The organism is Streptomyces sp. NPDC006283 (assembly GCF_040613325.1).
Lineage (GTDB): Bacteria > Actinomycetota > Actinomycetes > Streptomycetales > Streptomycetaceae > Streptomyces.
Genome location: NZ_JBEXRZ010000064.1, coordinates 1 through 15,502, shown reverse-complemented (window position 1 = coordinate 15,502; position 15,502 = coordinate 1). Strand labels below are relative to the sequence as shown.

Here is a 15,502-nt window from a genome sequence, read left to right as displayed (position 1 = left end):
ACGGCGCGTTGCCGCACGAGGCTGACCCCTCGCATCCGCACCTTCCTGTGAGCCCAGGAGGATTCATGGCCAGCAGAACCGTGGCCGCGGCGCTCGCCGTAGTGGCAGGAGCCGCCGTCGCCGTCACGGCCCCCAGTCCCGCTCAGGCCGCCCCGCCGGGCGACAAGGACGTCACCGCGGTGATGTTCGGGTGGACGTTCGCCTCGGTCGCCAAAGCCTGTACGGACACCCTCGGCCCCGCCGGCTACGGGTACGTCCAGGTGTCACCGCCCCAGGAGCACATCCAGGGCGGCCAGTGGTGGACGTCGTACCAGCCCGTCAGCTACCGGATCGCCGGCCGTCTCGGTGACCGCGCCGCCTTCCGGAGCATGCTGAACGCCTGCCACTCGGCGGGCGTCAAGGTCGTGGCGGACTCCGTCATCAACCACATGGCGGCCGGCTCCGGAACCGGCACCGGCGGCTCCTCGTACACCAAGTACAACTACCCCGGTCTGTACTCGTCGCCCGACATGGACGACTGCACCTCGCACATCAGCAACTACCAGGACCGCGGGAACGTGCAGAACTGCGAACTCGTCGGTCTCGCGGACCTGGACACCGGCGAGGACTACGTCCGGGGCAAGATCGCCGGCTATCTGAACGACCTGCTGTCGCTCGGCGTCGACGGCTTCCGCATCGACGCCGCCAAGCACATGCCGGCGAACGACCTCGCCGCCATCAAGGCCAGGCTGAGCAACCCGAACGTCTACTGGAAGCACGAGGCCATCCACGGCGCAGGCGAGGCCGTCTCCCCGGACGAGTACCTCGGCAGCGGCGACGTCCAGGAGTTCCGCTACGGACGCGGCCTCAAGCAGGTCTTCAACAGCGAGAACCTCGCCTACCTGAAGAACTTCGGCGAGGGCTGGGGCTTCATGCAGTCCGGCAAGTCCGCCGTCTTCGTCACCAACCACGACACCGAACGCGTCGGTGACACCCTCACCTACAAGGACGGCGCCAACTACACGCTGGCGCACGTCTTCATGCTCGCCTGGCCCTACGGTTCGCCCGACGTCCACTCCGGTTACGAGTTCTCGAACCACGACGCGGGCCCGCCGAACGGCGGAGGGGTCAACGCCTGCTACAGCGACGGCTGGAAGTGCCAGCACGCCTGGCGCGAGATCTCCTCCATGGTCGCCTTCCGCAACACCGCCCGTGGGCAGGCGGTCACCAACTGGTGGGACAACGGCGGCGACCAGATCGCCTTCGGACGCGGCGACAAGGCCTATGTGGCGATCAACCACGAGGGTTCGTCCCTGAGCCGTACGTTCCAGACCTCGTTGCCCTCCGGAACCTACTGCGACGTGCAGAGCGGTAACCCCGTGACCGTCGACGGCTCCGGCCGGTTCACCGCCGCCCTCGGCGCGAACACCGCCGTAGCGCTGCACGTGAACGCCCGGAACTGCACCGGGGGCGACACCGACCCGGACCCGGTGGGGGCGGGCGCGTCGTTCGCCGTGAACGCCACCACGGCCATGGGCCAGAACATCCACGTCACCGGCAACCGGCCCGAGCTCGGCAACTGGAGCCCGGCCGGCGCCCCCAAGCTGGACCCGGCGGGCTACCCCGTGTGGAAGCTCGACGTCGCCCTGCCCGCCGGTGCGTCCTTCGAGTACAAGTACATCCGCAAGGACGCGGCCGGCAACGTCACCTGGGAGAGCGGCGCCAACCGCACCGCCACCGTCCCCGCCTCCGGCAAGGTCACGCTGAACGACACCTGGCGCGGCTAGCCCAGGAGTTCACGCCGCCCCGCGCGCTTCCCGCGCGCGGGGCGCACTCTTCTCCACCACCGTCTGTTCCACCACTCTCTGCTCCAGCACCCTCCTCGAGGAGACCGACCCTTGATACGCCCCCGCTCCAACCTTCGCCTGGCCGCGGCAGCGGTCGCGGCGGTGACGGTCGCGGCGATCGTCCCCGCCGTACAGGCGGCGGCCGCGCCGAAGCCGCCCCCGCCGCCCTCCGACAGGTCGCTCGCCGCCCAGCCGGCACGCCACGACCTGACCCGCGAGCAGTTCTACTTCGTCCTGCCCGACCGGTTCGCGAACGGCGACACGAGGAACGACCGCGGCGGACTGACCGGTTCGCGCCTCACCACCGGCTACGACCCCACCGACAAGGGCTTCTACCAGGGCGGCGACCTCAAGGGGCTCACCGAGAAGCTGGACTACATCAAGGGCCTCGGCACCACCGCCATCTGGATGGCACCCATCTTCAAGAACCAGCCCGTCCAGGGCGAGGGGAAGGACGCCAGCGCCGGCTACCACGGCTACTGGATCACCGACTTCACCCAGGTCGACCCGCACTTCGGCACCAATGCCGACCTCGAGCGGCTGATCGACAAGGCCCACTCCAAGGGCATGAAGGTCTTCTTCGACGTCATCACCAACCACACCGCCGACGTCGTCGACTACCAGGAGAAGTCATACGGCTACCTCTCCAAGGGCGCCTTCCCCTATCTGACGAAGGACGGCGTGCCGTTCGACGACGCCGACTACGCGGCCGGGACGAAGCGTTTCCCCGCGACGGACGAGGACTCCTTCCCGCGCACCCCCGTCGTTCCCGCGGCCAAGAAGGACCTCAAGGTCCCCGCGTGGCTCAACGACCCGGCGATGTACCACAACCGGGGTGACTCGACCTTCGCCGGCGAGTCCTCCGAGTACGGCGACTTCGTCGGACTGGACGACCTGTGGACCGAGCGTCCCGAGGTCGTCGAGGGGATGGCGAAGATCTACCAGCGCTGGGTCCGCGACTTCGGCATCGACGGCTTCCGTATCGACACGGTCAAGCACGTCAACACCGAGTTCTGGACCCAGTGGGCCACCGCGCTCGACGAGTACGCCGCCGAGCGGGGCCGTGACGACTTCTTCATGTTCGGCGAGGTCTACTCCGCCGACCCGGCCATCACCTCGAAGTACGTCACCGAGGGCCGCCTGGACGCCACGCTCGACTTCCCCTTCCAGGACGCGGTGCGCACCTTCGCCTCGCAGGGCGGCTCCGCCGGCAAGTTGGCGAACCTCTTCGCGCAGGACTACCGCTACACCACCGACAAGGCCAACGCCTACGAGTCGGTGCCCTTCCTCGGCAACCACGACATGGGCCGCTTCGGCACCTTCCTGCGGCAGGACAACGCGAAGGCGGACGACCGCGAGCTGCTGGCGCGGTACCGGCTCGCCAACGAGCTGATGTTCCTCAGCCGCGGCAACCCGGTCGTCTACTACGGGGACGAGCAGGGTTACACGGGTGCCGGCGGCGACAAGGACTCCCGCCAGACCCTCTTCGCCTCGAAGACCGCCGACTACCTGGACGACGACCAGATCGGCACCGACCGCACGCACGCGAAGGACGCGTACGACACCACGCATCCGCTGTACCGGCAGATCGCCGCACTGGCGAAGCTCACGAAGGCGAATCCGGCGCTGCGCGACGGCATCCAGCAGGAACGGTACGCGGAGGGCTCGGTGTACGCCTTCTCCCGTACCGACGCCCGGGCGAAGACGGAGTACGTCGTCGCCGTGAACAGCGCCACCGAGGCGAGGACCGTCGAGATCCCCACCGGCTCCACCGGCACGGACTTCACCGCGATCCACGGCGGTGACACCGAGGTCACCAGCGGCACGGACTCCAAGGTGAAGGTGACCGTCCCGGCGCTGGGCTCCCTGGTGCTGAAGGCGGCGAAGCCGCTCGCCGCGCCCGCCACGAAGCCGTCGCTCACGCTGAAGGCCCCCGCGGACGGAGCCACCGGCACCGTGGAGATCTCCGCCGACGTCGACGGCGGACAGCTGGGCCGCGTCGTCTTCGCCGCCCAGACCGGCAACGCCAAGTGGCAGGTCCTCGGCACCGCCGACCACGCCCCCTACAAGGTCACGCACAAGGTCACCGCCCCGGCCGGAACGGCCCTTCGCTACAAGGCCGTCGTCGTCGACAGCGCGGGCCGTGTCGCGAGCGCCACCGCCGCCGCCACCAGCGGCGCGCCCGCCATTCCGCAGCCGCCGACCGCCACCCAGCGTGACTACGCGATCGTCCACTACAAGCGCACGGACGGCAACTACGCCGACTGGGGCCTGTACACGTGGGGCGACATCGCGGACGGCGAGGGCACCACCTGGCCCGCCGGCAAGCCGTTCACCGGCCGCGACGCCTATGGCGCCTTCGCCTACGTCAAGCTCAAGCCCGGTGCCTCCTCCGTCGGCTTCATCGCCGTGAACAAGGACGGAGTGAAGGACACCGACGCCGACCGCGCCATCGACCTGTCCAGGACGGGCGAGGTCTGGATCGAGCAGGGCAAGCCGGAGGTCCTCAGCGCCGCCCCCGAGGGTGCGTACCCGCCGCAGGACACGACAAAGGCTGTGCTGCACTACAAGCGCGCCGACGGTGACTACGCCGGCTGGGGCCTGCACACCTGGACCGGCGCCGCGAATCCGACCGACTGGTCGAAGCCGCTGGAGCCCGTTCGGACCGATGCGTACGGCGCGGTGTACGAAGTGCCGCTCGCGTCCGGGGCCACCTCGCTCAGCTACATCCTGCACAAGGGCGACGAGAAGGACCTGCCCTCCGACCAGTCGCTCGACCTCAAGGCCACCGGCCACGAGGTCTGGCTGCTCGCCGGTCAGCAGAAGTACCTGCTGCCTCAGCCCAAGGGGGGCGGCGCGGCCTTGGACCTCACCAAGTCCCAGGCCGTGTGGATCGACGAGAACACCGTCGCCTGGAACGGCAGCGACGCCGCCGCCTCCAGCGCGCTCCTCTACTCCCGCGACGGTTCCATCGCCGTCAAGGACGGCGCCCTCACCGGCGACCGGCAGATGCTGCGGCTGAACGAGTCGGAGCTGAGCGACACCCAGAAGGCGAAGTTCCCCCACCTCAAGGCGTACACCGCGTACAGCGTCGACCCGCGCGACCGCGACCGGGTGCGTGAGGCGCTGCGCGGGCAGGTCGTAGCGGCGCAGTTCGCAGCCAACGGGGCGGCCCTGACCGCCACGGGCGTCCAGATCGCCGGCGTACTCGACGACCTCTACGCCGCGAAAGCCACCCAGGCCGAGCTCGGCGCCACCTTCGACCGCAAGGGTGTGCCGACGCTGCGGCTGTGGGCCCCGACCGCCCAGCAGGTCTCCCTGGAACTCGACGGCAAGACCGTCGCCATGCGCCGCGACGACGCGAGCGGTGTCTGGTCCGTCAAGGGCAGGAAGAACTGGAAGGGCGACACGTACCGGTACCACGTGAAGGTCTGGGCGCCCGGCGTCCAGAAGGTCGTCACCAACAAGGTCACCGACCCCTACTCACTCGCGCTGACCGCCGACTCGCAGGCGAGCGTCGTCGCCGACCTCACCGACAAGTCCCATGCCCCCAAGGGCTGGTCGACGCTGAAGAAGCCGGCAGCCGTACCGCTGAAGGACGCCCAGATCCAGGAGCTGCACATCCGCGACTTCTCCGTCGCGGACCCCACGGCCGACCACAAGGGCACGTACCTCGCCTTCACCGACAAGGACAGCAAGGGCTCGAAGCACCTGCGGGACCTCGCCGGCGCGGGCACGTCGTACGTGCATCTGCTGCCCGCCTTCGACATCGGCACCATCCCCGAGAAGAAGTCCGACCAGCAGCAGCCCGAGTGCGACCTGAAGATCTACGCGCCCGACTCCGCGGAGCAGCAGGCGTGCGTCGCGAAGGCCGCGGCCAAGGACGCCTTCAACTGGGGCTACGACCCGCTGCACTACACGGTCCCCGAAGGCTCCTACTCGACCGACCCGGACGGCACCCGGCGCACCGTCGAGTTCCGGCAGATGGTCAAGGCCCTGAACGAGGACGGTCTGCGCACCGTCATGGACGTGGTCTACAACCACACCGTGGCGAGCGGCCAGTCGGACAAGTCCGTGCTCGACAAGGTCGTACCCGGCTACTACCAGCGCCTGCTGGCCGACGGCAGTGTCGCCACCTCCACATGCTGCGCGAACACCGCGCCCGAGAACGCCATGATGGGCAAGCTCGTCGTGGACTCGATCGTGACGTGGGCGCGCGACTACAAGGTGGACGGCTTCCGCTTCGACCTGATGGGCCACCACCCGAAGGCCAACATCCTGGCGGTGCGCGCCGCACTCGACGAGCTGACGCTTGAGCGTGACGGCGTGGACGGAAAGAAGATCATTCTCTACGGGGAGGGGTGGAACTTCGGCGAGATCGCCGACGACGCCCGCTTCGTCCAGGCCACTCAGAAGAACATGGCCGGCACCGGCATCGCGACCTTCTCCGACCGGGCTCGCGACGCGGTCCGCGGCGGTGGCCCGTTCGACGAGGACCCCGGTGTGCAGGGCTTCGGCTCGGGTCTCTACACCGACCCCAACACCTCGAAGGCCAACGGCACCGAGGCCGAGCAGAAGGCGCGGCTGCTGCACTACCAGGACCTGATCAAGGTCGGTCTGTCCGGCAACCTCGCGTCCTACTCCTTCACCGACACCAGTGGCCGCACCGTCAAGGGCTCCGAGGTCGACTACAACGGCGCCCCGGCGGGCTACGCCGCCGCACCCGGTGACGCTCTGGCCTACTCGGACGCTCACGACAACGAGTCGCTGTACGACGCGCTCGCCTTCAAACTCCCGGCCGGCACGTCCCCGTCCGACCGGGCCCGTATGCAGGTGCTCGCGATGGCGACCTCCGCGCTGTCCCAGGGGCCCGCGCTCTCCCAGGCGGGAACCGACCTGCTGCGCTCCAAGTCGCTGGACCGCAACTCGTACGACAGCGGCGACTGGTTCAACGCCATCCACTGGGACTGCCGGGACGGCAACGGCTTCGGCCGCGGCCTGCCTCCGGAGGCCGACAACAAGTCCAAGTGGGGCTTCGCCCGGCCGCTGCTGACCGCCCCGTCGCTGACCGTGGGCTGTACGGAGATCAACGGCACCTCCGCCGCCTACCGCGACCTGCTCGAGATCCGCACCGGTGAGCCGGCCTTCGGCCTGAGCACCGCGGGTCAGGTGCAGTCGGCGCTGTCCTTCCCGCTGTCCGGGAAGGACGAGACCCCCGGTGTGATCACGATGCGGCTCGACGACCTCGTGGTGGTGTTCAACGCCACTCCCGAGCAGCAGACCCAGCGCGTCGGCGAACTGTCGGGCAAGGGCTACGCCCTGCACCCCGTCCAGCGGTCCGGCGCGGACGCTGTCGTCAAGGCGTCGTCGTACGAGGCGGGTTCGGGCACGTTCACGGTCCCGGCGCGTACGGTCGCCGTGTTCGAGCGCGGCTGACGAGCGCTTCGTCACACGAGGTTCCCGTCCCCTCACCCGTGTCGCTGTTGGGCCGAACGGGTGAGGGGGGCGAGGATGGAGCCATGAGTAGGTACGAGAGGTACGACGTCACCGACGAGCAGTGGGAGGGTCTGGCCCAGGTGGTGCCGCTGCGAAGCCGCAACGAGTGGCCGTCGCGGGTCGATCACCGCACCGTGGCACGGGAGTACGCGGCCCCCGAGAACCGTCGCTTCGTCGTACTGCGGGTCCAGGTCTTCGCCGACGCCCGCGAGGTCGCGGAGTACCTGGTCAACCAGACACCGGTACTGCTCGACCTCACCGGCGCGGAGACCGAAGTCGCCAAGCGGATCCTCGACTTCACCAGTGGAGTCGTGTTCGGACTCGGCAGCGGAATGCACCGCGTCGACCGGAACGTCTTCCTGCTCGCACCCGTCGGCACCGAGGTCGAAGGGATCGCCGCGGCCGCCGTCCCCCATTCGTAGGAAGGCCCCGAGGCGGAACGGTTCGGCGTGTCGCGGGCTGCGTACCGTCCCGCTCATGGACGCGAAGACGCTGGTCATCGACCCGCAGACGTCACCGGGCGGGGCAGTCGCCGCCCGCCCCGCCAACGCCCGCCCACCGGCTGACGCCCGCCCGCCGGCCCACATCAGCCCCGCCAACGCCCGCCCGGCCAACGCCCGGCCGGCCGTCACGGAACTGCGGCTCTCCTCCTTCAGATCCCATCGCTCCGCCGCCTTCCCGCTCGGCCCCATGACGCTCTTCGCGGGCGCCAGCGGAAGCGGCAAGTCGAGCGCCCTGGCTGCGTACGAGGCCCTCGCCCTCCTCGGTGCGGGCTACGACCTGACCACCGCCTTCCCCGAGCCGTCCGAGTGCGTCCCCGAGCGGGCGGTGGCGGACCGGCAGGGGCGGCGCGGATTCCGCATCGGCTGCACGGTCGACGGGCCGGCCGGTCCGGTCCTGCTCGACCTGGCGGTGCAGGCCGAACCACGTCTGCGTATCGCGGGGGAGCGGCTGACCTGCGGCGGACGCACCTTGCTGAACACGGCACTGCGCGATCCGGCACGCTCCGTGGTCGAGGCCGCCTGGCTCACCGCGGGCTCCGCGGCCGTCACCCGCGGGCCGTTGCCCGACGACCGGCTCGGCACGGCGCTGCTGCCGCTGCACGTCGCGGGCAGGACCGACGCGCAGTTACAGGTGCTCGCGGCGGCCGAGCAGGTGGTCGTCGCACTGCGCTCGGTCTTCGCCTGCGACCCGCGGCCGGAGCTGATGCGCGAGCCGGTGCCCACGGGAGCGGGACGGCTGCGCCGCGGCTGCGACAACCTGGCCGCCGTACTGCACCGCACCCGCAGCGAATGCGCCAAGCGGCATGCGCGACTCACGGCGGCGGCACGGATGGGGTGCGCGGGAGCCGTGGACGACCTGGCCGTCGAGGAGCTGGCGAACGGGCGGGTGCGCGCCCTGCTCGCACGGGGCGGCGCCGGAGGGTCGACTCCGGTGGGGCGGCTCGGCGAGGGCGAGCTCAGGTATCTGGGTCTCGCACTGGTGCTGCTCACCGGGCCCGGGGTGCTCGCCATGGACCAGGTGGCCGAGGTGCCGGTGGCCTACCAGTCGCTGACGGTTCTCGCGGACGGCTTCGACCGCAGCCTCGACCCGACGCAGACGCGTCAACTCGTCGCCCTCGGAGCCGAGATGTGTGCCCGGGGACACATCAGGCTGGTGGGGACGGTCACCGACGGCTCGTGCGCGCGGGAGACCGGCGGCGTGACGGTGGTAGACCTGGTGCCGTGACGAGAGACGACGGGCTGGATGACGGGCTGGATGTCGAAGCGCTGCAGCGCCGGCTGGCCGCATTCGCGGCGGCGCGCGGCTGGGAGCCCTACCACACCCCGAAGAACCTGGCCGTGGCGCTGAGCGTCGAGGCGTCCGAACTGGTGGAGATCTTCCAGTGGTTGACCCCCGAGCAGTCGGAGCGGGTGATGGAGGACGAGGAGGCGGCGCACCGGGTGCGTGACGAGGTCGCCGATGTGCTGGCGTATCTGCTGCAGTTCTGCGAGGTGCTCGGGATCGACGCCCTTCAGGCGCTGTCGGAGAAGATCGACCGCAACGAGATCCGTTTTCCGCGGAAGTGAGAACCGGAGGCGAACGGGCGGGTTCAACAGGGTGCACGGCACAGCTTCGTCACTCTATGGAGTCGTCAAGTTATCCACAACAGGCTTGCTGTCCACAGATTTCCGAATTCCCCTGGCTTTTCGGCTCAAGGGGCTTCACTCTGGGTAATGAACTCAGTGGGTGGAAAGTCGTACGAACGGGGGCGCGTACATGGATGCAGAACGGCTCGTCAGGGTTTGCCGACATGCGCTGGCCCAGAGCCGGGCAGTGCCCGACATCATCGCGGAGGCGTGGCAGGCCCAGGCCCTCGCGCAGGCGATCGGGGCCCGGCTCGCGCTCAGTGGCCCGCTGGAGCTGAGAGGCGAGGCCAGGGGCCTCAGCGAGACCGGCGGCCGCGGCTGCGGCGTGCTCGACCACCCGATGGTCCGCAGCGGCTCCGTCCGCGCCACGCAACTGACCGAAGTGGCCGACCCGGAGGCGACGTTGCTCGGGCTGAACGTGCTGCTGGGGGACGTGGGCATCGCACTGGTCGGCGTCGCGTGCGCCACCGACGACGAGGGTCTGTACTGGCAGTGCATCGAGACGATAGACGCCGCCGACGAGTCGAGCGACCGGGTGCGCGGCATGCTGCGCCGGCTCGCGGAGCGAGAGCCGGACCGGCCGCCCGAAGCCGTCCGCGGCCGGGCGGGGCCCTGAGGCCGGCGGACGAGGCCGACCGGGACCGCGAGGGGCTGCGACGGGCCGGTGGCCGAAGGTGCAGGATGGAAGCATGGATCTTCGAATCTTCACCGAGCCCCAGCAAGGTGCGAGCTACGACACCCTGCTGACCATTGCCAAAGCCACCGAGGACCTCGGCTTCGACGCCTTCTTCCGCTCCGACCACTATCTGAGCATGGGCTCCGCCGACGGCCTGCCCGGGCCGACCGACGCCTGGATCACCCTGGCCGGACTGGCGCGCGAGACCAGGCGCATCCGCCTCGGCACGCTGATGACCGCGGGCACCTTCCGGCTGCCGGGTGTGCTGGCGATCCAGGTCGCCCAGGTCGACCAGATGTCGGGTGGCCGTGTCGAACTGGGCCTGGGCGCGGGTTGGTTCGAGGAGGAGCACAAGGCCTACGGCATCCCGTTCCCGAAGGAGAAGTTCGCACGGCTGGAGGAGCAGCTGGCGGTCATCACGGGGCTGTGGGCCACAGAGACCGGCAAGACCTTCTCCTTCGAGGGCACGCACTACCAGCTGACCGACTCGCCGGCGCTGCCCAAGCCGGCCCAGCAGAAGGTGCCTGTGCTGATCGGCGGCCATGGGTCCACCCGCACGCCCCGCCTCGCCGCGCAGTACGCGGACGAGTTCAACCTGCCCTTCGCCTCGCTGGAGGACACCGAGCGGCAGTTCGGCAGGGTGCGCGCCGCCGCGGAGAAGGCCGGTCGTGCCGCGGACGACCTCGTCTACTCGAACGCGCTCGTGGTGTGCGCCGGCAAGGACGACGCGGAGGTGGCACGCCGCGCCGCGGCGATCGGCCGTGACGTGGACGAGCTGAAGGCGAACGGACTGGCCGGCTCGCCCGCGGAGGTCGTCGACAAGATCGGCCGCTATGCCGAGGCCGGCGCGTCGCGGATCTACCTCCAGGTGCTCGACCTCGACGACCTGGACCACCTGGAGCTGATCTCGTCCCAGGTACAGACCCAGTTGACCTGATCCACCGGGAGCAGACGTGAGACCCGCCCGTACGCTCGCCGCCGCCCTCGCTCAAGGAACCGTCGTCCTCGACGGCGGTCTGTCGAATCAACTGCAGGCCCAGGGGTGCGACCTGTCCGACAGTCTCTGGTCGGCCGCCCTGCTCGTCGACGGCCCGCGGCAGATCGAGGCGGCGCACACGGCATACGTACGGGCGGGTGCGCAGGTGCTCATCACCTCGAGCTACCAGGCCACCTTCGAGGGTTTCGCCCGGCGTGGTCTCGGCCCGGCCGAAGCCACCCGGCTGCTCGGCCGCAGCGTCGACCTCGCGCGCTCCGCGGCGGAGGGGGCGGACCACGAGGTGTGGGTCGCCGCCTCCGTCGGGCCGTACGGCGCGATGCTCGCGGACGGCAGCGAGTACCGGGGCGGCTACGGGCTGAGTGTGCGCGAGCTCGAGCGCTTCCACCGGCCGAGGATCGAGGCGCTGGCGGCGGCCGGCCCCGACGTGCTCGCGCTGGAGACCGTGCCCGACGTGGACGAGGCACAGGCGCTGCTCGCTGCCGCGGAAGGGTGCGGGGTGCCGGTGTGGCTGTCGTACACGATCGCGGGCGGCCGGACACGGGCCGGCCAGTCGGCGGCCGAGGCCTTCGCCCTGGCGGCCGGCCACGACGAGGTGATCGCCGTCGGGGTCAACTGCTGCGATCCGGGCGACACCGTGACCGCCGCGGCGCTCGCCTGCGAGGTCACCGGCAAACCCGCCGTCGTCTACCCCAACAGCGGCGAACGGTGGGACGCCGCCGCACGGGCCTGGCGGGGCGGGTCCGCCTACGACCCGGCCGAGGTGCGCGCATGGCGCGCGGCCGGCGCCCGCCTGATCGGCGGCTGCTGCCGGGTCGGGCCGCACGAGATCGGGGAGCTGGCGCGGCTGCTGGCCCCCGAGGAGGAAAGGTGAGGGAACGCGGACCCGCCGTGGACCAGTACGTGGCGAAAACCCCTGGTCGGAGGCGGCCGACCGGACGATACTCAAACGCGTGTTCCTGACGATCAGCACCACCGGCACCCGTGAGCGTCCCGCGACCGACCTGGGCTTTCTGCTGCACAAGCATCCCGACAAGGCGCAGGCGTTCTCCACCTCGCACGGCACGGCACACGTCTTCTACCCCGAGGCGTCGGCCGAGCGGTGCACGGCCGCGCTGCTCCTGGAGGTGGATCCGGTGGCGCTGGTGCGGCGCGGCAAGGGCAAGGGCCGCGGCGGCGCCCCCGACTCTGCGCTCGCGCAGTACGTCAACGACCGACCGTATGCGGCGTCGTCCCTGCTGGCCGTGGCACTGAGCACGGTGTTCAAGAGCGCCCTGCGCGGCGTCTGCGCCGCGCTGCCCGAGCGGGCCGAGGCACCGCTGCCGCTGCGCATCGAGGTGCCCGCGTTGCCCGCGCGAGGCGGCGCCGAACTGGTCCGCAAGCTCTTCGGGCCGCTCGGCTGGAGTTCCGTCGAGGCCGAACCGGTCGAGCTGGACGCGAAGTTCCCCGAATGGGGCGCCTCCCGCTACGTCCAGCTGGTGCTCGAAGGAGAGCTGCGGCTCGCCGACGCGCTGCGCCAGCTCTACGTCCTGCTGCCCGTCCTCGACGACGCCAAGCACTACTGGGTCGCACCGGACGAGGTCGACAAGCTGCTGCGCGCCGGCGAGGGCTGGCTCGCGGACCACCCCGAGCAGAAGCTGATCACCAGCCGCTATCTGTCCCGGCGCTGGGGGCTGACCCGGCAGGCGATGGAGCGCCTGGAGCTGGCGCGTCTCGCGGAGGCCGACGACCTCCAGGTCGAGGACGTGGACAACGCCGTCGACGAGACCACCGACACCGAGGAGCGGCCCGTCCCGCTCGCCGAGCAGCGCAGGGAGGCCATTCTCGAAGCACTGCGTACGGCGGGCGCGAGCCGGGTGCTCGACCTGGGCTGCGGTCAGGGCCAGTTGGTACAGGCGCTGCTGGGGGACGTCCGCTTCACCGAGATCGTCGGCGTGGACGTCTCGGTGCGGGCGCTGACCATCGCCGGACGGCGGCTCAAGCTGGAGCGGATGGGCGAGCGCCAGGCGGCCCGCGTCAAGCTGATGCAGGGCTCGCTCACGTACACGGACAAGCGCCTTGCCGGATACGACGCGGCCGTACTGAGCGAGGTCGTCGAGCACGTCGACCTGCCGCGGCTGCCCGCGCTCGAGTACGCGGTGTTCGGCTCGGCCCGGCCGACGACGGTGCTCGTGACGACTCCCAACGTCGAGTACAACGTCCGTTGGGAGACGCTGCCCGCCGGCCATGTCCGTCACGGCGACCACCGGTTCGAGTGGACCCGCGAGGAGTTCCGCACCTGGGCCGACGGTGTGGCGGGGCGGCACGGCTACGAGGTCCGCTACGTGCCGGTCGGACCCGACGACCCCGAGGTGGGCCCGCCCACGCAGATGGCGGTGTTCGAGATGAACGGGACCACCGGCCCGCAGACGGAGAACGCCGGGAAGGCGCGCGCCGAGAAGAGCGGGATCACGGAGAAGGCAAAGGAGGCGAAGGCCGCATGAGCACCACAGAGACCACCGGCACCACCGACAGCACCCCCGGCCGCCGGCTCCCGGTGACCGATCTGTCCCTCGTCGTCCTCGTCGGGGCCAGCGGCTCCGGCAAGTCCACCTTCGCGCGCAGGCACTTCAAGCCGACCGAGGTCATCTCCTCCGACTTCTGCCGCGGCCTGGTCGCCGACGACGAGAACGACCAGAGCGCCAGCGGCGACGCCTTCGACGTCCTGCACTACATCGTCGGCAAGCGGCTCGCCGCCGGGCGGCTGACCGTCGTCGACGCCACCAACGTGCAGCTGGAGAGCCGCCGTCAGCTGGTCCGGCTGGCGCGTGAGCACGACGTCCTGCCGATCGCGATCGTGCTCGACATGCCGGAAGAGGTCTGTGCGCAGCGCAACGCGACCCGCCCCGACCGCTCCGACATGCCCCGCCACGTCATCGCCCGCCACCGCCGCGAACTGCGCCGCTCGCTGCGCGGCCTGGAGCGTGAGGGCTTCCGCAAGGTGCACATCCTGCGCAGCGTCGAGGAGGCGGAGAGCGCCGAGGTCGTCCTCGAGCGCCGCTACAACGACCTGCGGCACCTGACCGGACCGTTCGACATCATCGGCGACATCCACGGCTGCAGCTCCGAGCTGGAGACACTGCTCGCCAAGCTCGGTTATGTGGACGGCGTACACCCCGAGGGCCGTACCGCCGTCTTCGTCGGAGACCTCGTCGACCGCGGCCCGGACAGCCCCGGTGTGCTGCGCCGGGTGATGGGCATGGTCGCGGGCGGCAGTGCCCTGTGCGTGCCCGGCAACCACGAGAACAAGCTCGGGCGCTGGCTCAAGGGCAGAAACGTTCAGCACACCCACGGGCTCGCGGAGACGATCGAACAGCTGGAGAAGGAGGACGACACCTTCCGTACGCAGGTGCGGGAGTTCATCGACGGACTCGTCAGCCACTACGTGCTCGACGAGGGCAGGCTCGTCGTCGCCCACGCCGGACTGCCCGAGAAGTACCACGGCCGCACGTCCGGCCGGGTCCGCTCGCACGCGCTGTACGGGGAGACGACCGGCGAGACCGACGAGTTCGGGCTGCCCGTCCGCTACCCGTGGGCCGAGGACTACCGTGGCCGGGCCGCGGTGGTCTACGGCCACACACCTGTGCCCAACACCTCCTGGATCAACAACACCATCTGTCTCGACACGGGCGCGGTCTTCGGCGGGAAGATGACCGCCCTGCGCTGGCCCGAGCGGGAACTGGTCGACGTGCAGGCGGAGAAGGTCTGGTACGAGCCGGTCCGGCCACTGGTCACCGAGGCGCCGGGCGGCCGTGAGGGCCGGCCGCTGGACCTCGCCGATGTGCAGGGCCGGCGTGTCGTGGAGACCCGCCACATGGCCCGCATCGGCGTACGGGAGGAGAACGCCGCCGCGGCGCTCGAGGTCATGAGCCGCTTCGCGATCGACCCGCGCCTGCTGGCGTATCTGCCGCCGACCATGGCGCCGACCGCCACGTCGAAGGAGGAGGGCTACCTGGAGCACCCGGTGGAGGCCTTCGCCCAGTACCGGTCCGACGGGGTGACCAAGGTCGTGTGCGAGGAGAAACACATGGGCTCGCGTGCGGTGGCGCTGGTCTGCCGGGACGCCGACGCCGCGCGCGAGCGGTTCGGCACCGGTGGGGTAACCTCCCACGCCGAAGGCCGTGGCGGAGGCCCGACGGGCGCGCTGCACACCCGCACCGGGCGCCCCTTCTTCGACGACCCCGCGGTCACCGAGGAGATCCTCGAACGCCTGCGCACCGCCGTCACCGCCGCCGGGCTGTGGGACGAGCTGGAGACCGACTGGCTGCTGCTCGCTTCACCGGCTCGACCGGCAGCGCCACATGCAGCCGATCTGGGGACTCGGCGACGTCGGGGAAGGCGA

10 protein-coding genes are annotated in these 15,502 nt (G+C 70.5%); all 10 read left to right on the top strand.

The window, feature by feature from the left end:
• Positions 1 to 65: 65 nt before the first annotated feature.
• A complete protein-coding gene (locus ABZ070_RS15965) occupies positions 66 to 1,766 on the top strand; it encodes a carbohydrate-binding module family 20 domain-containing protein (RefSeq protein WP_356634111.1) in 1,701 nt (566 codons plus the stop codon).
• Between the two features lie 111 nt (positions 1,767 to 1,877).
• On the top strand, positions 1,878 to 7,262 hold the full coding sequence (gene pulA / locus ABZ070_RS15960) for a pullulanase-type alpha-1,6-glucosidase (protein ID WP_356634109.1): 5,385 nt from the start codon (positions 1,878 to 1,880) through the stop codon (positions 7,260 to 7,262).
• Between the two features lie 83 nt (positions 7,263 to 7,345).
• Positions 7,346 to 7,744: a cell division protein SepF gene (locus tag ABZ070_RS15955; protein WP_356634107.1), complete on the top strand. Its 399-nt coding sequence runs from the start codon at positions 7,346 to 7,348 to the stop codon at positions 7,742 to 7,744.
• A gap of 55 nt (positions 7,745 to 7,799) precedes the next feature.
• The gene (locus ABZ070_RS15950; RefSeq protein WP_356634105.1) at positions 7,800 to 9,050 is read left to right on the top strand and encodes an ATP-binding protein; all 1,251 of its coding nucleotides are present in this window, start codon (positions 7,800 to 7,802) and stop codon (positions 9,048 to 9,050) included.
• Complete coding sequence (locus tag ABZ070_RS15945) at positions 9,047 to 9,391, top strand: nucleotide pyrophosphohydrolase (RefSeq protein WP_356634104.1); 345 nt, start codon at positions 9,047 to 9,049, stop codon at positions 9,389 to 9,391. Before ABZ070_RS15950 ends, ABZ070_RS15945 begins: the two co-directional genes overlap by 4 nt.
• A 190-nt stretch (positions 9,392 to 9,581) precedes the next feature.
• Positions 9,582 to 10,067 (top strand): DUF6099 family protein, encoded by a 486-nt coding sequence (locus ABZ070_RS15940; protein WP_356634102.1) that lies wholly within the window; start codon positions 9,582 to 9,584, stop codon positions 10,065 to 10,067.
• A gap of 73 nt (positions 10,068 to 10,140) precedes the next feature.
• Positions 10,141 to 11,064 carry an LLM class F420-dependent oxidoreductase gene (locus ABZ070_RS15935; RefSeq protein ID WP_356634100.1) on the top strand — a complete coding sequence of 308 codons (924 nt, stop codon included), beginning with the start codon at positions 10,141 to 10,143 and terminating at the stop codon, positions 11,062 to 11,064.
• 16 nt (positions 11,065 to 11,080) lie between these two features.
• Positions 11,081 to 11,995 carry a homocysteine S-methyltransferase gene (gene mmuM, locus ABZ070_RS15930; RefSeq protein WP_356634098.1) on the top strand — a complete coding sequence of 305 codons (915 nt, stop codon included), beginning with the start codon at positions 11,081 to 11,083 and terminating at the stop codon, positions 11,993 to 11,995.
• Positions 11,996 to 12,074: 79 nt separating this feature from the next.
• A complete protein-coding gene (locus ABZ070_RS15925; RefSeq protein WP_356634096.1) occupies positions 12,075 to 13,604 on the top strand; it encodes a 3' terminal RNA ribose 2'-O-methyltransferase Hen1 in 1,530 nt (509 codons plus the stop codon).
• A partial coding sequence (locus tag ABZ070_RS15920) for a polynucleotide kinase-phosphatase (RefSeq protein ID WP_356634094.1) occupies positions 13,601 to 15,502 on the top strand: 1,902 nt, incomplete at its 3' end. The genes ABZ070_RS15925 and ABZ070_RS15920, both read left to right, overlap by 4 nt.